This window comes from Arsenicicoccus dermatophilus, assembly GCF_022568795.1.
Lineage (GTDB): Bacteria > Actinomycetota > Actinomycetes > Actinomycetales > Dermatophilaceae > Arsenicicoccus > Arsenicicoccus dermatophilus.
In genome coordinates this window covers 1,353,981-1,370,737 of record NZ_JAKZHU010000001.1, presented here as the reverse complement: position 1 = coordinate 1,370,737, position 16,757 = coordinate 1,353,981, and the positions used below count along the sequence as shown (strand labels likewise).

The window sequence follows — 16,757 nt, the reverse complement described above, 5'->3', positions numbered from 1 at the left end:
CCCCGGCGAGGCGCCGGCCGGCGCGTGGTCGTGACGGTGCCGACCCCGGTCGCGGGGCGCGGCCGGGGTCGGTCAGAGCTGGGGACCGCGGCCCTCGCCGCGACGTCCGACCAGGTGCAGCAGCGTGCCCAGGCGGCGGTAGGGCTCGGTGCGGCCGAGTCGCTCCTCCAGGTCGAGCACGGCGGCCAGCTCTGTCGGGTCCTCGGGGACGGCCGTGTCGACCGGCACCCCGTCGGTGACGATCCGCACGCCGTACCAGTGCTCCAAGGAGCAGCGGATGCCGCCGAGGTAGGCGCCGAGCCGCTCGAGGTTGTCCGCGCGACACTCGACGCCCAGCTCGTTGGTGTAGCGCGCGTCCCGGCGCTCCCACCTGGCACGGTCCGCCTCGTCGAGCAGCTCGTGGGCCGCCGTCAGGTCGCCTCGCAGGACATAGCGCCAGGCGAGCGCGCCGTCGTTGCGGGTCACGAGGGAGACGAGCCCCCCCACCGCGACCCGTCGGCCGAGGGCCCGGATCGGTTGGTTGGGGTCGTCGAGATACATCAGCACGCCGTGGCACAGGACCGCGTCGAAGGTCTCACCCGCGATCTGCGGCAGCGAGTCCAGGCTCTCCAGGGCGCCGTCAACGACCCGCACGTGGGCCCGCACGTCGTCGGGCTCGGCGTCCAGGGCCGATCGGCAGGCCGTCCGCGTCTGCTCGTCGGGCTCCACCGCGACGACCTGGTAACCGGCGCGGGCGAGATGGATGGCCTGCGTGCCCTGCCCGGCACCGACGTCGAGCACCGTGGCGGGCGGCAGCGGGAGGTGGACCTCCAGCTGGCGGCGCACGACCTCCTGCCTGACGACATCGCGCAGGAGGTTCCTACGCCCGAGCCAGGTCGCCCGACCTTCGGTGAAGGGCACGTCAGGTCACCGGGGGTACTGCCCGCGGCGCACGCGGGGTCGCGGCACCCGGGTCGGTCGCAGCTGGAAGGCCCGCATCCCGGAGTAGAAGCCCGCGCGCGCGGGCCACTCCTCGTCGGGGTGGTGGGTCCGGAACTGCCGCTTGATGCGCCGGTAGACGATGGTCTGCTCGACCAGGCCGAGGATCATGACCCCGTAGGTGAGGAACATGACGGCCTGCACCAGATAGGGGCTCTTGACCCAGGAGACGAGCAGCGACATCAGCATCGCCACGATCAGCGCGGGCATCGTGAACTCGGCGATGTTCCATCGGGCGTCGACGTGGTCGCGGATGAACGCCCGGGCCGCACCCCGGTCGCGGGGAAGCAGCGCCCACTCCTCGCCGGCCATCATCGCCTGGTGCTGGCGGGCGCGCTCCTGGCGGGCGTGCTCCCGGTCGCGGGCGGCGGCGGCCTTGCGGTCGGTCTCGATGAGCGGGCGGCGCTTCGCGGCCTCGGCCTCGCGACGCTTGGGGGTGGGGCGGTTCTTGGCCCCCGGTCGCGGGGACCGATTCTCGGCCTCGAGCTGCTCGTTCGACGAGGGCTCGTGCTTCGTGGCACCGCCGGTCTTGTTACGTCCTAGCACCGGCACAGCCTATCCGCCCTGGTGCGGGCCTGGACGGCAGCGCGCGGCCGGGGGTCCCGCGGCGGGTAGGCTCTCCTGGCCGTCATACCGCCTGAAGGAGCCACCATGACCGTCCGTCCCGTCGTCATCCATGGCGAACCCGTGCTGCACCGGCGGGCCGAGCCGGTGACCGACTTCGGGACCGGGCTGCGCGAGCTGGTGCAGGACATGTACGACACGATGGACGCGGCCAACGGCGTCGGCCTGGCCGCTCCGCAGATCGGGGTGGGGCTGCGGATCTTCACCTATGTCATGCAGAACGACGACGGGGTCCCGCCACGGGGCGTCGTCATCAACCCCGTGGTGACCACCTCCGGCCGCCCCTCGGGCGAGCCGGACCCCCGCGACGACAGCGAGGGCTGCCTGTCCGTCCCCGGTGAGGCCTTCCCGCTGCTGCGCCCGCTGCGCGCCCACGTGATCGGCCAGGACCTCGACGGCAACCGGCTGGAGTTCGACGCCACCGGGTGGTTCGCCCGCTGCATGCAGCACGAGTACGACCACCTCAACGGCTCGCTCTACGTCGACCGGCTCGAGGGGCGCTGGGCCCGCAAGGCCAAGAAGGTGCTGCGCGCCCGGGGCTGGAACGTCCCCGGCCTGACCTGGATGCCGGGCGTCGACCGCGATCCCTTCGGGCACGACGAGGTCGAGGACGAGGTGGGCGGCTCGGAGCTCGAGCACGGCGACCGCGACTGACTCGTGCGCGTCCTCGTCGCCCCGGGTGCCTACCGCGGCACCCTCACCGCCCGGGAGGCGGCCGACGCCCTCGCCAAGGGCTGGCTGCGCGCCGCCCCGGCCGACCAGGTGACGACCCTGCCGCTCAGCGACGGCGGCGAGGGCTTCGTCGCGGCGCTGTCCGGCCTGCCCGGAGCCCGCACCGCCCTCGTCAGCCTGCCGGGCCCCCTGGGCGGGCAGGTGCCCGCCGAGGTCCTGCTGGTGCCGGGGGAGCGCGGGACGCCGGCGTACGTCGAGGCGGCCCAGGCCTGCGGTCCGCACCTGGTCGAGCCGGGTCGCCGGGACATCTCCGTCACGACGTCGTACGCCGTGGGAGCCCTCGTGGCCGCCGCGGTCGACGCCGGGGCTCGCCGCGTGGTGGTGGGCGTCCGCGAGCTGCTCTGCCACGACGCCGGTCTCGGGCTGTGGCGGGCGTTGGCGGGAGAGCCGGACGAGCGGGCTCACCCGGCGGTCGAGACCGGGTCGCTGGACCTGCTCCGAGAGGCGGCGCGACGTCTGGTGGACGTCGAGGTTCACGTCGCGACGCCCGAGGAGCTGCCCCTTCTGGGGTTGCAGGGGGCTGCTGCCCGGCAGGCCGAGGAGCACGGGGCGACGCCGGATCAGGCGCAGGCCCTGGAGTCGTGGACCGGTGCGCTCGTGGCCGAGGCGGGTCGGGTGCTGCCACCGCGCACCGACCTCCTCACCGGGCGACCGGTTCGCGTGGACAAGACGCCCGGCGCCGGAGCCGGTGGTGGGGTCGCCTGGGCCCTGACCCTGCTCGGTGCGCGCCTGGTGCCGGCCGGAGCCCTCGTCGGGAGCCTGCTCGACCTGCCGGCGGCCGCGGCGAGCCACGATCTCCTGGTCACCGGCGAGGGCCGGCTGGACTGGGCCAGCCTGCGGGGTCGGGTCGTCGCGACGGTGGGGGAGGCGGCGATCGCCGCGGCCCGGCCTGCGGTCGTCGTACCCGGCCAGAGCCTCGTGGGCAGGCGCGAGACCGCCGCCGTCGGGATCAGCGGGATCTATCCCGTCGCCGACGGTCTGCGCGAGGTGCCGCGGGCGTTGGCGGACCCGGCGGGCACCCTGGCCGCCCGCGCGGAGCGCGTCGCCCGCACCTGGTCACGGGCGTAGTCGCCGGCCGTCCGCGCTGGTGGATGCCTCGCCGTCGCGCGCAGGGCTCGCCCGCGTGGCGGCTGCGCCCGGCCCGGCCGGGGTCGCCCCGTGCGCAGCCGCCGGGAACTCCCGGGAACACCCAGGGGTGTGCGAAGGTTGACCTTCGTAGCCGACCGCCCGCGCGGCAAGCTCCCGAACCACGAAGGACATCGCCATGAGCCTGCAGGACTCCACCACCGAGACCGCGACCACCCCCACGGCCGAGGGCACGCACGGCGTGCATCTCACGGACGTGGCGGCCACCAAGGTCAAGAGCCTTCTCGCGCAGGAGGGGCGTGACGACCTCCGGCTGCGCGTCGGCGTGCAGCCCGGCGGCTGCTCCGGCCTGATCTACCAGCTCTACTTCGACGAGCGCAGCCTCGACGGCGACCTGGTGCGCGACTTCGACGGCGTCGAGGTCGTCGTCGACCGGATGAGCGCGCCCTACCTCGACGGTGCGACCATCGACTTCGCCGACACCATCGAGAAGCAGGGCTTCACGATCGACAACCCCAACGCCGGCAGCAGCTGCGCCTGCGGCGACTCCTTCAGCTGAGCCGTCGGCAGGCCGGGTCTCCGGCCCGCAGGGCCCGTCATACCTCCGCCAGGAGCAGGTATGACGGGCCCTGCGCACGCCTGGGTGTCCTCTAGGCTGTCGCGGTGCGCATCCTCGTGACCGGTTCCGTGGCCACCGACCACCTGCTGACCTTCCAGGGGCGGTTCGCCGACTCCCTGCTCGTCGACCAGCTCGACAAGATCTCGGTGAGCTTCCTCGCCGACAGCCTGGACATCCGCCGCGGCGGGGTGGCGGCCAACATCTGCTTCGGCCTGGCGTGCCTCGGGCAGCGGCCGGTGCTGTGCGACGCCGTCGGACGCGACTTCGACCAGGACTACCGCGGCTGGCTCACCGATCACGGGGTGGACTGCGAGCAGGTGCACGTGTCGGCCGACAAGCACACGGCGCGGTTCATCTGCACCACGGACACGGACCTGGCCCAGATGGCCACGTTCTACGCCGGGGCCATGACCGAGGGTCGCCACATCGACCTCGGTGCCGTGATCGAGCGGCTCGGAGGCGTCGACCTGGTCGTCATCGCGCCGAGCGACCCGAAGCGCATGGTCGCGCACACCGCCTGGTGCCGGGAGCACCGGGTCCCCTTCGTGAGCGACCCCTCCCAGCAGCTCGCGTTCATGGGGGGCCCGGCGATCCGTTCCCTCGTGGACGGTGCTGCCTATCTGTTCACCAACGAGTACGAGCTGCACATGGCCGCGCAGAAGACCGGCTGGACCGTCGACGGGATCACCGACCGGGTCCAGGTGCGGGTCACCACCCGTGGCAAGGACGGCGCCGAGGTCGTGGCCCGCGGGACGGCGCCGGTCCGGGTCCCCGCCGTGCTCACCGACACCGTCGTGGACCCGACCGGCGTGGGCGATGCTTTCCGGGCCGGCTTCCTGGCCGGGATCTGCGGCGGGCTCGGGCACGAGCGGGCGGCCCAGCTGGGCTCGATGCTCGCCACCCACGTGCTGGAGACCACGGGCACCCAGGAGTACCGCCTGGACCGCGAGCGGTTCTCCCGGCGGCTGGCGCAGGCCTACGGCGCGGAGGCGGCCGCGGAGATCACGGCTGCCGTCGACCTGGCGTGACACCGGTCGAGCCCCTCCCCACGGTCTGGGAGCTGGGAGTCGGGCAGGCCGCGCCGGGCGAGGACCTCGTGGGCTACGGCGCCGACCTGAGCCCCGGGACGGTGCTGGCGGCCTATCGCGTCGGACTGTTCCCGATGGGGCTCGGCGAGGGCGGGGGGCCTCCGCTCGGGTGGTGGTCGCCGGACCCGCGAGGGGTGCTGGAGCTCGACGCCCTGCGCGTCTCCCGGTCGCTGCGTCGGTCCTGCCGGACCTTCGAGGTACGGGTGGACACGGCCTTCGAGGAGGTCGTGGCCGCGTGCGGCGACCCCTCCCGCGAGGGCGCCTGGATCACCTCGGACATCAGGCGCGGGTATGCCGAGCTGCACCGGCTCGGCTGGGCGCACAGCGTCGAGACCTGGCGCGACGGCGAGCTCGTCGGAGGCCTGTACGGCATCGCGGTGGGCGGGTTGTTCGCGGGCGAGTCGATGTTCCATCGCGTGACCGACGCGTCCAAGGCCGCGCTCGTCGCGCTGGTCGACCTGCTCGCCCAGGACCTGGCGGACGTGCGGACCGGTGGCGGGGATCGGCTCGTGGACGTGCAGTGGGCGACGGGCCACCTCGCCAGCCTCGGCGTGACCACCCTTTCCCGGGAGGACTACCTCGGGCGCCTGCCTCGGTTGCTGGCGACCCCGCTGCCGGAGGAATGGCGCTGACCGGCCGAAGGACGGTGCCGATCCCGACGTCGTCCTCGTCACACTGCGTTCCGCACCTGCGCGCGCGTGGGGGAGTCATCCGGGTTCGGTTCAGGGTAGGGTGCCCATGTCTGTCCCATGTATCTGTCAGCCTTGTAGTTAGCCTCATGTCGGAAGGTGCGTCTGTTGCGCAGGCACGATGACTCATCCCGAGCGGCCTCCCGGGTCCGCGCCGTCGTCGGCGCCGGGACCTTGCTGGTCCTCACCCCCTTGCTCGGCGGATGCAGCGAGGCCGTCACCCGCGGCTTCCTCCCGCGGGGAGCCACCACGTCGACCGAGCGCATCGAGAACCTCTGGGTGTGGTCCTGGATCGCGGCCCTCGTGGTCGGCTGCATCGTGTGGGGTCTGACCATCTACTGCATGGTCGCCTTCCGCCGGAAGAAGTCCGACACGGGCTACCCGGCGCAGCTGCGCTACAACGTGCCGATCGAGATCTTCTACACCGTCGTCCCGATCCTCATGGTGGGCGTGCTGTTCTACTACACCGCTCGCGACGAGGCCGCGCTGCTCGACACCTCCGCCAAGCCCGACGTGCGGGTCAACGTCGTGGGCAAGCAGTGGAGCTGGGACTTCAACTACGTCGACGCCAACACCTACGTGGACGGTGTCCAGGGCAACCTCAACGGCAAGCCCGGGGCCGAGGCAGCCCTGCCGACCCTCGTCCTGCCGGTGCACAAGCGCGTCGAGTTCATCCTGACGACCCGCGACGTCATCCACTCCTTCTGGGTGCCGGCCTTCCAGCAGAAACTCGACATGATCCCGGGCCGGGTCAACAAGTTCCAGGTCAAGACCGACCGCGAGGGCACCTACAAGGGCAAGTGCGCCGAGCTCTGTGGCGCCTACCACTCCCAGATGCTGTTCAACGTCAAGGTCGTGTCCCAGGCGGAGTACGACAAGTTCATCGCCGACCAGAAGGCGCGAGGCAAGGTCGGCCAGCTCGCCAACGGCCTCAACCGCGAGAAGATCGAGCCTGCCCAGCAGACCCTCATCCCGACCAGCCAGGGGAGCAACTGATGGCTACAGCCACCGCGCAAGCGCTGCCTGGGACTGAGCGCAAGCACTCGCTCGGGACCCAGATCGCCAAGGTCCTGACGACGACCGACCACAAGGTCATCGGCAACCTGTACTTCGTCACGTCGTTCATCTTCTTCCTCATCGGTGGCCTGCTGGCGGTCTTCATCCGCCTCGAGCTGTTCCAGCCGGGTCTGCAGGTCGTGGACAACCCGGAGCAGTTCAACCAGCTGTTCACGATGCACGGCACGATCATGCTGCTGCTGTTCGCGACACCGCTGTTCGCCGGCTTCGCCAACGCGCTGGTCCCGATCCAGATCGGTGCCCCCGACGTCGCCTTCCCGCGGTTGAACGCGCTGGCCTACTGGATGTACCTCTTCGGGGGTCTGGTGGCGGCCTTCGGCTTCCTCACCCCGGCCGGCGCCGCCTCCTTCGGCTGGTTCGCCTACGCGCCCCTGTCCGACGCCACCTACAGCCCCGGTCTCGGGGGTGACCTGTGGGTCTTCGGTCTGACCCTCGGTGGTTTCGGCACCATCCTGGGCTCGGTCAACTTCATCACCACGATCCTGTGCATGCGGGCGCCGGGCATGACCATGTTCCGCATGTCGGTCTTCACCTGGACCATCCTGGTCACCTCGATCCTGGTGATCATGGTGTTCCCGGTGCTGGCCGCCGCCCTGTTCGCGCTCGGCGCGGACCGCAAGTTCGGCGCCCACGTCTACGACCCGGCCAACGGCGGGCCCGTGCTGTGGCAGCACCTCTTCTGGTTCTTCGGGCACCCCGAGGTCTACATCATCGCGCTGCCGTTCTTCGGCATCATCAGCGAGGTCATCCCGGTCTTCTCCCGCAAGCCGATCTTCGGTTACAAGACCCTGATCTTCGCCACGGTCGCGATCGCTGCCCTGTCGATGTCGGTGTGGGCCCATCACATGTACGTCACCGGCCAGGTCCTGCTGCCGTTCTTCTCCGTCATGACCATGCTCATCGCGGTCCCGACCGGCGTGAAGTTCTTCAACTGGATCGGCACGATGTGGGGTGGCTCGCTCACCTTCGAGACGCCGATGATCTGGGCGATCGGCTTCATCGTCACCTTCTGCTTCGGCGGTCTGACCGGTGTCATCCTGGCCAGCCCGGCCATGGACTTCCACCTGTCCGACTCCTACTTCGTGGTGGCGCACTTCCACTACACGATCTTCGGCACCGTGGTCTTCGCGATGTTCTCCGGCTTCTACTTCTGGTGGCCCAAGTTCACCGGCAAGATGCTGGACGAGCGGTGGGGCAAGATCCACTTCTGGCTGCTCTTCGTGGGCTTCCACGGCACCTTCCTGATCCAGCACTGGCTCGGCGTGGACGGTATGCCCCGCCGCTACGCGGACTACCTGCCCGAGGACGGCTTCCAGCTGTTCAACCAGATCTCCACGGTCTTCTCGCTGCTGCTGTCGCTGTCGATGCTGCCGTTCCTGTGGAACGTCTGGATCACGCACCGCAAGGCGCCCAAGGTCCTCGTCGACGACCCGTGGGGCTACGGCGGCTCGCTCGAGTGGGCGACCTCCTGCCCGCCCCCGCGTCACAACTTCGACAGCATCCCGCGGATCCGCTCCGAGCGGCCCGCATGGGACCTGCACCACCCGGACGCCGAGGGTGCTCACCCCGTTGCCGACCCGGCCACCATGGAGCGCCTCGGTGCCCGCACGGCCGAGCGTGACGGTGCCACCTCCACCACCCGAGAGGACGTGCGCTGATCATGAACGCTGCCATCAAGCTGTTCAGCGTCCTGGGCACCTTCTTCATCCCCGTGGGTCTGGTCTACGGGTTCGTCACCGGCTTTCACGAGCCGGTCGGCGTGGTCGCGCTGCTGCTCCTCGTTCCCATGATGTGGATGGTGGCGTTCTACCTCCGGGCGACCGTCAAGCGTCTGCCCGGGCTCGGCCCCGAGGACAACCCTCGTGGCGAGATCGCGGACGCCGAGGGCGACTACGGCTTCTTCGCGCCGCAGTCCTGGTGGCCCATCGTGGCCGCCGGCGCCGCCGCCATGGTCTTCATGGGACTCGCCGTCGGCTGGTGGTTCTTCCTGCTGGCCCTCATCCTGGGCGTCATCGGCCTGCTGGGTTGGGTGTTCGAGTTCTTCCAGGGACCCCATCACGTCTGATTGCCCGTGCAACCATCGAGGCCCCGCTGACGTCCGGTCAGCGGGGCCTCAGCACGATCGAGGCTTTCCCGGCAGGGGCGATAACGATTCGTGGTGGCCTTGGTGCGGCGTGTCAGGCACCCCGCGCCGTACGAGAGTGACCCCGGTACCCTGAACCGGAACACCGAGGGGAGACGAACACGATGACGTCCAGGACGACCACTGTGGGACTGGCGATGGCGCTGGTGCTGGCCGGGGGCCTGAGCGCCTGCAGCGGCGACAAGCAGGCCGCACAGGGGACCCAGACGGTGCGACCGGCAGGAGCGACCGGAAGCGACGACGGCGAGGTGCCGTCCCCCTCGTCGACCCCGCCTGCACCGCCCGCCAAGGTCGTGATGACCCCTGCCGACGGCGCCAAGGGCATCGCGCCGAACACGCCGATCAAGGTCGCGGTGACCGGGGGAGAGGTCTCCGACGTCAAGGTGGTGGCCCGGGAGGGGGAGCCCGTCGAGGGCGCCTTCGCCGACGGCACCTGGACGCCCAGGCGCAACCTCAAGCTCGGCACGACATACGACGTCACCGGCACGATCACCCGCACCGACGGGACCACGCAGCCGCTCAAGAGCTCCTTCGCCACCCTGCGTCCGGACACCGTCGCCAAGTACGCCCTGACCCCCATGGACGACACCGTGGGCGTGGGCATGCCGGCGATGGTGTCCTTCTCCTCGGCGGTCAAGGACCCGAAGTTCAAGGCCGAGGTGGAGAAGCACCTGAAGGTCACGACCACCCCGGTGGTCGCGGGGTCGTGGGGTTGGGTCGACGACCGACGCGTCATGTGGCGGCCGGCGAGCTACTGGAAGCCGGGCACCAAGGTGACCGTCGAGGCGCTCCTGGACGGGGTCCAGACCGGCGAGGACAAGTGGGTGACGCGGGACGACAAGGAGCAGTTCACCATCGCCCGCTCGCAGGTCGCCAAGGTGGACATGAAGGCCCACCAGATGTCGGTCTTCCGGGACGGCAAGCTCGTCAAGACGATCCCGGTCACCACCGGCAAGCCGGGCTTCACGACCCGGTCGGGCATCAAGGTCATCATGGAGAAGGTCGGCCACATGACCATGGACTCCGAGACGGTCGGCATCCCCAAGGGTGACCCGAACTACTACAAGCTCGACACCGAGTGGAACATGCGGCTCACGACCACCGGAGAGTTCCTCCACGCGGCCCCCTGGTCGCAGTGGGCCCAAGGCAAGCGGAACGTGTCCCACGGCTGCACGAACATGAGCATGGCCAACGCCAAGTGGATGTTCGACAACGGGATGGTCGGTGACCCGGTGGAGTTCACGGGCACCAACAAGCCCTTCCTGGACGAGGAGGGCATCACCGTGTGGCAGTACACCTGGACCGACTGGCAGAAGAAGAGCGCCCTCCGGCGCTGAGCAGCCCGCAGCGGGCCATCGCAGAGGCCGTAGGTGGACGTAGGCGTCGGGGGTGACCCGGACTTCCGTCGACCGTGGGCAGGCACCGCCATCAGCCAGCTCGGCTCGACGGTGGGCGGGGTGGTGCTTCCCCTGATCGCGCTGGGGCCGCTGGCGGGGACTCCTCGGTCGCGCTGCCCGCGCTGCTACGGAGCGGCCAACGTCGCGTTCTCGTCTGCGTCGCAGGCGCTGCTGCGCCGACCTGAGTCCCGCCCGCAGGTCACGGCGAGGGGTGTGGGAGAGCGGCGGCACCTGATCACCGACGGGATGGCGCTGGTATGGCGCGACGCACGCCTGCGCGCCCTGGTGGTGTCCTGGACCGCGTTCGCCGGTCTGGCGGGCGCCTTCTCCCCGGTCAGCCAGGTGTTCTACCTGCGCGAGCTCGGCGTCACGCCCCCCGAGTACGCGCTGGTCCTCGGCCTGCCGTCGATCGGTGGCCTCGCCGGCTCGTGGGTCACCCGGCACGGGGCGGAGCGGCTCGGCCTCGACCGGACGCTGCGGCTCGCGTCGTGGGCCCGCTCGGCCCCCTACATCCTGTACCCGCTCCTGATCGGCGGCACGCCCGGTGTGGTCCTGACCGCGGTGCTGTTCGCGGCGACCCTGTTCACCACCAGCCTGGCGAACTCGTCCATGGGTGCGATCCGCGTCCGAGCCACCCCAGGCACGCACCAGGCCCGTGCGGCGGCGCGGTGGTCCTTCACCGGTATGGCGGCCGGGCCCGTCCTCATCGCCGCGACGATCCCGGCCCTGCAGGCCTTCTCGGTCCCCGGCCCGTCCTCGGCGGCATCTGGGTGGCCGTCGCGCTCACCCCGCTCCTCCTGCTACGCGCCGCGGGCGGCTCCGTGGCGAGGGGCACCTGCTGACACCGGGCCAGGCTGCCGGGCCTCAGCGGGCGACGAAGACGGCGTTGCAGCCCTGGAACTCCCTGCGGCCGGGGTAGGGCTCCAGGCGGACCGCAGCGGCGGGGGAGAGGGTGGCGAGGTAGGTCCGGGCCGCCTCGTGGTCCGCGACGGCGACACCTCCGCCGGGATGCCACGTCGTCGGGACGCCCGCACCATGGTCTCGGAGCGGTCCGTGGCGACGACGTCGGCCCCCACCTCCTCTCGCATGCGCTGGGCGAAGCCACTCAGCCGCACCCGATCTCCAGGACCCGACGGGCCCGAGCGGCCTCCAGGGCCGCGATCGCCCTGTCCATGGGCGAGTCGCCGGGTGGGCTCGGCTCCCCGAAGCTCGACCGGGTCTGCAGGTCGTCCGTCGTGCCGTACTGGTGATCCATGGCCTGGGCGTTGTTGCCCGGCATCGTCGACGTCATATCCGGCCTCGCCGACCGCGGCGGACGGAGACCGCCAGGTTGAGCAGCGCCACCCGGACAGACGTGCGGAGGCCCTCCCCGAGGGGGAGGGCCTCCGCAGCGGACCAGGGACGGTCAGTGGTGTCGCTCGACGGCTCCACCCTGCTCGTGAGCTCCCTCGATGGCCTCGTGGTCGGGGCCGTCGTGGTGGGCGGCAGCCAGCTCGGCCGGGGTGACGGCCGGGATGTCGTCCTTGAAGAACCAGCGCGAGAGCCGCGCGCGACGCTTCTCCGAGGCCGTGCCGGGGCGCGGGATGCCGTTGGCGTCCGTCGCGGAGCCGAGCTCCAGCGGGCGATCCTGCTCGTGCTGCACGAGGTTCCAGCGGGTGTACTCGTCCAGGGGCTCGTGCTTCTCGTAGAACCGACCCTCGGCGGTGCGGATGATCCGACCGGTCTCGCGGCCGTGCAGGACCATGTCCCGGTCGCGCCGCTGCAGCGCCAGGCAGATGCGCTTGGTGACGGCGAAGACGATGAACGGCAGGGTGAGGAACGCGAGCTGGAAGGTCCGCGTGATGTCGTTGATCGACAGGTGCAGGTGCGTGGCGATCAGGTCGTTGCCCGCCGCGGCCCACAGGATCGTGTAGGCCGTGATGGCGGCCAGACCCAGGGCGGTGCGGGTGGGGGCGTTGCGCGGGCGCTGCAGCAGGTGGTGCTCACGGACGTCCCCGGTGATCCAGCGCTCGAAGAAGGGGTAGGCCCCCAGGATGACGTAGACGAGGGGGAGGAGCAGCAGCGAACCGATGAGGATGCCGTAGGTGAAGGTGAAGCCGCCGATGGTGAACTCGGTCCAGCCAGGCATCAGACGCAGGGCGCCGTCGGCGAAGCCCATGTACCAGTCCGGCTGCGAGCCGGCGGTGACCTGGGTCGGCTCGTAGGGGCCGTAGTTCCAGATCGCGTTGATCGTGAACAGGCTGGAGATCAGCGCGATGATGCCGAAGACGATGAAGAAGAAGCCACCGGCCTTGGCCATGTAGACCGGCATCAGGGGGTAGCCGACGACGTTCTCGTTGGTGCGACCCGGCCCGGGGTACTGGGTGTGCTTGTGGACCACCAGCAGCACCAGGTGGGCGGCCAGCAGGCCGACCATGATGGCGGGCAGGAGCAGCACGTGCGCCGCGAAGAGGCGCGGGATGATCGCCTCGCCGGGGAAGGTGCCGCCGAACAGGAAGTACACGAAGTACGACCCGATGACCGGGATCGTCAGCATGAAGCCTTGGGCCGCACGCAGACCGGTGCCGGAGAGCAGGTCGTCCGGGAGGGAGTAGCCGGCGAAGCCCTCGACGAGGGCGAGCATGGCGAGGACGGAGCCGATGACCCAGTTGATCTCACGCGGCTTGCGGAAGGCACCGGTGAAGAAGACGCGGAACATGTGGCACACGACGGCGACCACGAAGAGCAGCGCGGCCCAGTGGTGGATCTGCCGGATCAGCAGACCGCCGCGCACGTCGAAGCTGATGTTCAGCGTGGAGCGGTAGGCCTCGGACATGTGGATGCCCTTGAGCGGCACATAGCTGCCGTCGTACTGCACGTGGCCGGCGCTCGGCACGAACCACATGGTGAGGAAGACGCCCGTGATCAGGCAGATGATCATCGAGTACATCGCGACCTCGCCGAGCATGAACGACCAGTGGTCCGGGAAGACCTTGCCGAGCATGTGGCTCAGACCCTTGGCGGCGCCCGTGCGGTCGTCGACCCAGGTGCCCACGCCAGCGGCGCCCCCCGGCTTGCGGGCGGTGCGCACCTCGCGGATGTCGTCGGCGCGCAGAGCGTCGGGGGTGCGGGTGGATCGGGTGCTCGTGCTCATCAGCCACGCTCCCAGAAGCTCGGGCCGACGGCCTCGGCGAAACCGGACTCGGCGACGAGGTAGCCCTCGTCGTCCACGTTGATCTTCAGCTGGGGCAGCGGACGGTGCGCTGGCCCGAAGATGACCTTGCAGTCCTGCGTGACGTCGAAGGTCGACTGGTGGCAGGGGCACAGCAGGTGGTGCGTCTGCTGCTCGTAGAGGCCCACCGGGCAGCCCACGTGCGTGCAGATCTTGGAATAGGCCACGATGCCCTGATAACCCCAGTCACGGGCCTTCTTGACCTTGATGTCCTGGGGGTTGAGGCGCATCAGCAGGACGGAGGCCTTGCCCTTCTCGTCCAGCGGGTGCTCGGCCTTGTCGATGCCCTCGGGCAGGACGTGGAAGACGGAGCCGATGGTGACCTCGTCGGCCCGGATCGGAAGCATCTCGGGGTCACGCATCAGGCGGGGGCGACGGCCCTTCGGCCAGTACTTCTCGTCCCAGAAGGTGGTCGACAGCGCGTTGCCGGGCACCGGGCCCAGGCCACCGAGGAGGGGCAGGACGAGCGGGAGGGAGAACAGGCCCAGGGCGCCGCCGAGGGTCATCTTGATGAGCGGGCGCCGGTTGAGCTGGGCCGCCTCGGCACCACCGGAGACGACCCTGGCGAACTCGGCCCGCTCCTCGTCGGTGCTGCGCAGCGGGTGGCGCTCCTCGACGACCTCGTGGTCAGGCATCAGGGTCTTGGCCCAGTGGACCGCGCCGGCGCCGATGAAGAACAGGCTGATGGCGAGGGTCAGGCCGAGCACGAGGTGCATGAGGTTGCCCTGCCCGATGAAGGGCACCCCGAGGTACTTGTCACGGGGGATGGCGAAGTAGGCCACGACAAACGCGAGCGTGCCCAGCATGGACAGGATGAACATGGTGGCGACCTGAAGCTCGGCGCGCTTGGCCGCGGCCGGGTCGATGTCCGCCAGGCGCTGCACGTGCGGCGGCAGGCCGGGGTTCTGAAAGCGCTCGGGGATACCGCCGTCACCGACGACGTGGCCCTGGTCGAGGCGCACGGCGCCCTTGCCGAACTCGCTGGATTCAGTCATGCGGTGTGAGCCCTCATCAGGAACGGGGTGGGAGGGGTGGTCGGTCATCAGGCGGCCTTCTTGCCCAGCCAGACGGCGGCCAGGACCATCAGGCCGATGCCCAGGGTCCAGGCCACCAGGCCTTCGGAGACCGGGCCGAGCGCCCCGAGGGAGATGCCGCCGGGGTTGCGCTCCTTGTCCATCTCGTCGAGGTAGGTGATGACATCGCGCTTGGCCTCGGGGGACAGGTTGGCGTCGGAGAAGACGGGCATCGACTGCGGGCCGGTCAGCATGGCCTCGTAGATGTGCTTGCCGTGCACCCCGCGCAGGGTGGGAGCGTACTTGCCCCGGGTCAGGGCACCACCGGCGCCGACGGCGTTGTGGCACATGGCGCAGTTGACGCGGTAGATCTCGCCGCCCTTGGCGGCGTCGCCGCCACCCTCGGTGAACTCGGCGGCCGGGACCGCAGGTCCCTCGCCCAAGGTCGCGACGTAGGCGCCGACCTGCTCGATCTCCTTGTCGGAGAACTGCTTCTTGTTGCGGGGGGCCTGCACGTTGGGCGCGGCGAGCGGCATCCGCCCGGTGCCCATCTGGAAGTCCACCGAGGCCGCTCCCACACCGGCGAGCGTGGGGGCGTCGGGGCCACCCTGGGCGTTGGCGCCGTGGCAGCTGGCGCAGTTGGCGAGGAAGATCTGCTTGCCGGCCTTGACATCCTCGTCCGAGCTGGCGGTGGCGCGGGCCGTGGCGACCTGCGGCTTGGCAACGGCATACGCGGTGCCGATCGTGAAGAGCATCACGAGGAGGAGTACGAACAGCGTGGCGGGGTGCCTGCGCCGGGCTGCCAACCGGTTCACGGGATGGTCCTGTCGTCGACGGTCAAGGATGGGGGTGCTGCGATGGTCTGTGTCGCTCTGCGGAGCGGAGGGGCCGTCCGTCACTGCATGATGTAGATGACGAAGAACAGGCCGATCCACACCACGTCGACGAAGTGCCAGTAGTACGACGTCACGATGGCGCCGGCCGCCTGGGCGTGGGTGTACCGCCGGGTCGTGAAGCTGCGGGCGATGATCAGCAGGAAGGTGATCAGACCGCCGGTGACGTGGATGGCGTGGAAGCCCGTGGTCATGTAGAAGACCGAGCCGTAGCCGTTGGAGGAGAGCGTGACGCCCTCGCTGCACAGCTTGGCGTACTCCCAGGCCTGACCGGAGACGAAGACCGCGCCGAAGAGGTAGGTGAGCGTGTACCACTCGCGCATGCCCCACGTGCGGAACTCCAGCAGCTTGCCCGTGCGGCCGGGGCGGCCGTGCTCGGCAGCCATCACGCCCAGCTGGCACCACACCGAGGAGACCACCAGGATCAGCGTGTTCGCGAAGGCGAAGGGCACGTTGAGCTTCTGGGTCTCCGAGGCCCACTGCTCCGGGACCACGCCGCGGATCGTGAAGTACATCGCGAACAGACCCGCGAAGAACATGAGCTCGCTCGAGAGCCAGACGATGGTCCCCACGGCCACGAGGTTGGGGCGCGTGGCCGGGCCGAGCGAGGCGTGATGGGAGCTGGGTTGCACAGCGGATGCAGTCGACACGCGGTCATCTTGCCCCATAACGAGGGCTCTTGCCCAACAGACACGGCAGGGGAATCCCAGGTAGACGTGGGACGCTGACGGGTGGGCAGCGTCGTGAGGGCTAGGATCAGCGCCATGACCGCGAGCCACACCGCCAGCTCCAGTGCCTCCAGCGCCCCCCGCGGACTGCGGGTCCTGCTCTACTCCGACGACGTGACGACCCGGGACAAGGTGCGCCTCGCGGTCGGCAAGCGCCCGGCCCCGGACGTCTTCATCGAGGCATGGCACGAGGTGGCCACGGGCGAGATGGCGATCCGCGACACGGAGAACGGCGCCTTCGATCTGCTCATCCTTGACGGCGAGGCCGGCAAGGTGGGCGGCATGGGCCTGGCCCGCCAGCTCAAGAACGAGATCTACGACTGCCCGCCGATCGTGGTCCTCACCGGCCGGCCTCAGGACAGCTGGCTGGCCGCCTGGTCGCAGGCGGACCTCGCGGTCCCGCACCCGCTCGACCCCCTGGCCCTGGCGACCGGCGTCTGCGCCCTGGTGCGGCGCCACCACGCCGCGGTCTGACCCCC

At 70.3% G+C, this 16,757-nt stretch carries 17 protein-coding genes; 10 read left to right on the top strand and 7 right to left on the bottom strand.

The window, feature by feature from the left end:
• Window positions 1-72 precede the first annotated feature (72 nt).
• Both MM438_RS06405 and MM438_RS06400 read right to left on the bottom strand, forming a co-directional pair.
• Window positions 73-825 (bottom strand): class I SAM-dependent methyltransferase, encoded by a 753-nt coding sequence (locus MM438_RS06405; protein ID WP_241451682.1) that lies wholly within the window; start codon window positions 823-825, stop codon window positions 73-75.
• A gap of 81 nt (window positions 826-906) precedes the next feature.
• Window positions 907-1,524, bottom strand: coding sequence for a DUF3043 domain-containing protein (locus MM438_RS06400; RefSeq protein ID WP_241451681.1), 618 nt, complete (start codon window positions 1,522-1,524; stop codon window positions 907-909).
• Between the two features lie 105 nt (window positions 1,525-1,629).
• On the opposite strand from MM438_RS06400, the gene def reads away from it, so the two are divergent.
• The 9 genes from def to MM438_RS06355 all read left to right on the top strand — a co-directional run bounded on the left by def (window position 1,630) and on the right by MM438_RS06355 (window position 10,373).
• The gene (gene def, locus MM438_RS06395; RefSeq protein ID WP_241451680.1) at window positions 1,630-2,256 is read left to right on the top strand and encodes a peptide deformylase; all 627 of its coding nucleotides are present in this window, start codon (window positions 1,630-1,632) and stop codon (window positions 2,254-2,256) included.
• 3 nt (window positions 2,257-2,259) lie between these two features.
• On the top strand, window positions 2,260-3,402 hold the full coding sequence (locus tag MM438_RS06390; protein ID WP_241451679.1) for a glycerate kinase: 1,143 nt from the start codon (window positions 2,260-2,262) through the stop codon (window positions 3,400-3,402).
• A gap of 196 nt (window positions 3,403-3,598) precedes the next feature.
• Entirely contained in the window at window positions 3,599-3,979 is a 381-nt protein-coding gene (locus tag MM438_RS06385; RefSeq protein WP_241451678.1) for a HesB/IscA family protein, read from the top strand.
• Between the two features lie 104 nt (window positions 3,980-4,083).
• A complete protein-coding gene (locus MM438_RS06380) occupies window positions 4,084-5,067 on the top strand; it encodes a carbohydrate kinase family protein (RefSeq protein WP_241451677.1) in 984 nt (327 codons plus the stop codon).
• On the top strand, window positions 5,064-5,759 hold the full coding sequence (aat, locus tag MM438_RS06375) for a leucyl/phenylalanyl-tRNA--protein transferase (protein ID WP_241451676.1): 696 nt from the start codon (window positions 5,064-5,066) through the stop codon (window positions 5,757-5,759). The genes MM438_RS06380 and aat overlap by 4 nt, the downstream gene beginning before the upstream one ends.
• A 156-nt stretch (window positions 5,760-5,915) precedes the next feature.
• Window positions 5,916-6,812, top strand: a complete 897-nt coding sequence (gene ctaC, locus MM438_RS06370) for an aa3-type cytochrome oxidase subunit II (RefSeq protein WP_455769215.1) — start codon at window positions 5,916-5,918, stop codon at window positions 6,810-6,812.
• Window positions 6,812-8,551: an aa3-type cytochrome oxidase subunit I gene (gene ctaD / locus MM438_RS06365; protein WP_241451674.1), complete on the top strand. Its 1,740-nt coding sequence runs from the start codon at window positions 6,812-6,814 to the stop codon at window positions 8,549-8,551. Before ctaC ends, ctaD begins: the two co-directional genes overlap by 1 nt.
• 2 nt (window positions 8,552-8,553) lie before the next feature.
• Window positions 8,554-8,958 (top strand): cytochrome c oxidase subunit 4, encoded by a 405-nt coding sequence (locus tag MM438_RS06360; RefSeq protein WP_241451673.1) that lies wholly within the window; start codon window positions 8,554-8,556, stop codon window positions 8,956-8,958.
• A gap of 182 nt (window positions 8,959-9,140) precedes the next feature.
• The gene (locus MM438_RS06355) at window positions 9,141-10,373 is read left to right on the top strand and encodes a L,D-transpeptidase (protein WP_241451672.1); all 1,233 of its coding nucleotides are present in this window, start codon (window positions 9,141-9,143) and stop codon (window positions 10,371-10,373) included.
• A 1,165-nt stretch (window positions 10,374-11,538) separates the two neighbouring features.
• Here MM438_RS06355 and MM438_RS06350 read toward each other — a convergent pair.
• From MM438_RS06350 to ctaE, 5 genes are all read right to left on the bottom strand, one after another.
• Window positions 11,539-11,712 carry a hypothetical protein gene (locus tag MM438_RS06350; RefSeq protein ID WP_241451671.1) on the bottom strand — a complete coding sequence of 58 codons (174 nt, stop codon included), beginning with the start codon at window positions 11,710-11,712 and terminating at the stop codon, window positions 11,539-11,541.
• 126 nt (window positions 11,713-11,838) lie between these two features.
• A complete protein-coding gene (gene qcrB, locus MM438_RS06345) occupies window positions 11,839-13,566 on the bottom strand; it encodes a cytochrome bc1 complex cytochrome b subunit (protein ID WP_241451670.1) in 1,728 nt (575 codons plus the stop codon).
• Window positions 13,566-14,639, bottom strand: a complete 1,074-nt coding sequence (qcrA, locus tag MM438_RS06340) for a cytochrome bc1 complex Rieske iron-sulfur subunit (protein ID WP_241451669.1) — start codon at window positions 14,637-14,639, stop codon at window positions 13,566-13,568. The genes qcrB and qcrA overlap by 1 nt, the downstream gene beginning before the upstream one ends.
• 47 nt (window positions 14,640-14,686) lie before the next feature.
• On the bottom strand, window positions 14,687-15,472 hold the full coding sequence (gene qcrC, locus MM438_RS06335) for a cytochrome bc1 complex diheme cytochrome c subunit (protein WP_241451668.1): 786 nt from the start codon (window positions 15,470-15,472) through the stop codon (window positions 14,687-14,689).
• A gap of 80 nt (window positions 15,473-15,552) precedes the next feature.
• Window positions 15,553-16,218, bottom strand: a complete 666-nt coding sequence (gene ctaE / locus MM438_RS06330) for an aa3-type cytochrome oxidase subunit III (RefSeq protein ID WP_241451667.1) — start codon at window positions 16,216-16,218, stop codon at window positions 15,553-15,555.
• 96 nt (window positions 16,219-16,314) lie between these two features.
• Between ctaE and MM438_RS06325 the strand changes: the two genes are divergently transcribed.
• On the top strand, window positions 16,315-16,752 hold the full coding sequence (locus MM438_RS06325; RefSeq protein WP_241451666.1) for a response regulator transcription factor: 438 nt from the start codon (window positions 16,315-16,317) through the stop codon (window positions 16,750-16,752).
• Window positions 16,753-16,757 lie beyond the last annotated feature (5 nt).

What these genes read in the sequence shown, in the direction of transcription:
- def (WP_241451680.1), top strand. Translation starts at nt 1,630, where the DNA reads ATGACCGTCCGTCCCGTCGTCATCCATGGCGAACCCGTGCTGCACCGG.
- MM438_RS06385 (WP_241451678.1), top strand. Translation starts at nt 3,599, where the DNA reads ATGAGCCTGCAGGACTCCACCACCGAGACCGCGACCACCCCCACGGCC.
- ctaD (WP_241451674.1), top strand. Translation starts at nt 6,812, where the DNA reads ATGGCTACAGCCACCGCGCAAGCGCTGCCTGGGACTGAGCGCAAGCAC.
- MM438_RS06360 (WP_241451673.1), top strand. Translation starts at nt 8,554, where the DNA reads ATGAACGCTGCCATCAAGCTGTTCAGCGTCCTGGGCACCTTCTTCATC.
- MM438_RS06355 (WP_241451672.1), top strand. Translation starts at nt 9,141, where the DNA reads ATGACGTCCAGGACGACCACTGTGGGACTGGCGATGGCGCTGGTGCTG.
- MM438_RS06350 (WP_241451671.1), bottom strand. Translation starts at nt 11,712, where the DNA reads ATGCCGGGCAACAACGCCCAGGCCATGGATCACCAGTACGGCACGACG.
- qcrB (WP_241451670.1), bottom strand. Translation starts at nt 13,566, where the DNA reads ATGAGCACGAGCACCCGATCCACCCGCACCCCCGACGCTCTGCGCGCC.
- qcrA (WP_241451669.1), bottom strand. Translation starts at nt 14,639, where the DNA reads ATGACTGAATCCAGCGAGTTCGGCAAGGGCGCCGTGCGCCTCGACCAG.
- ctaE (WP_241451667.1), bottom strand. Translation starts at nt 16,218, where the DNA reads ATGGGGCAAGATGACCGCGTGTCGACTGCATCCGCTGTGCAACCCAGC.
- MM438_RS06325 (WP_241451666.1), top strand. Translation starts at nt 16,315, where the DNA reads ATGACCGCGAGCCACACCGCCAGCTCCAGTGCCTCCAGCGCCCCCCGC.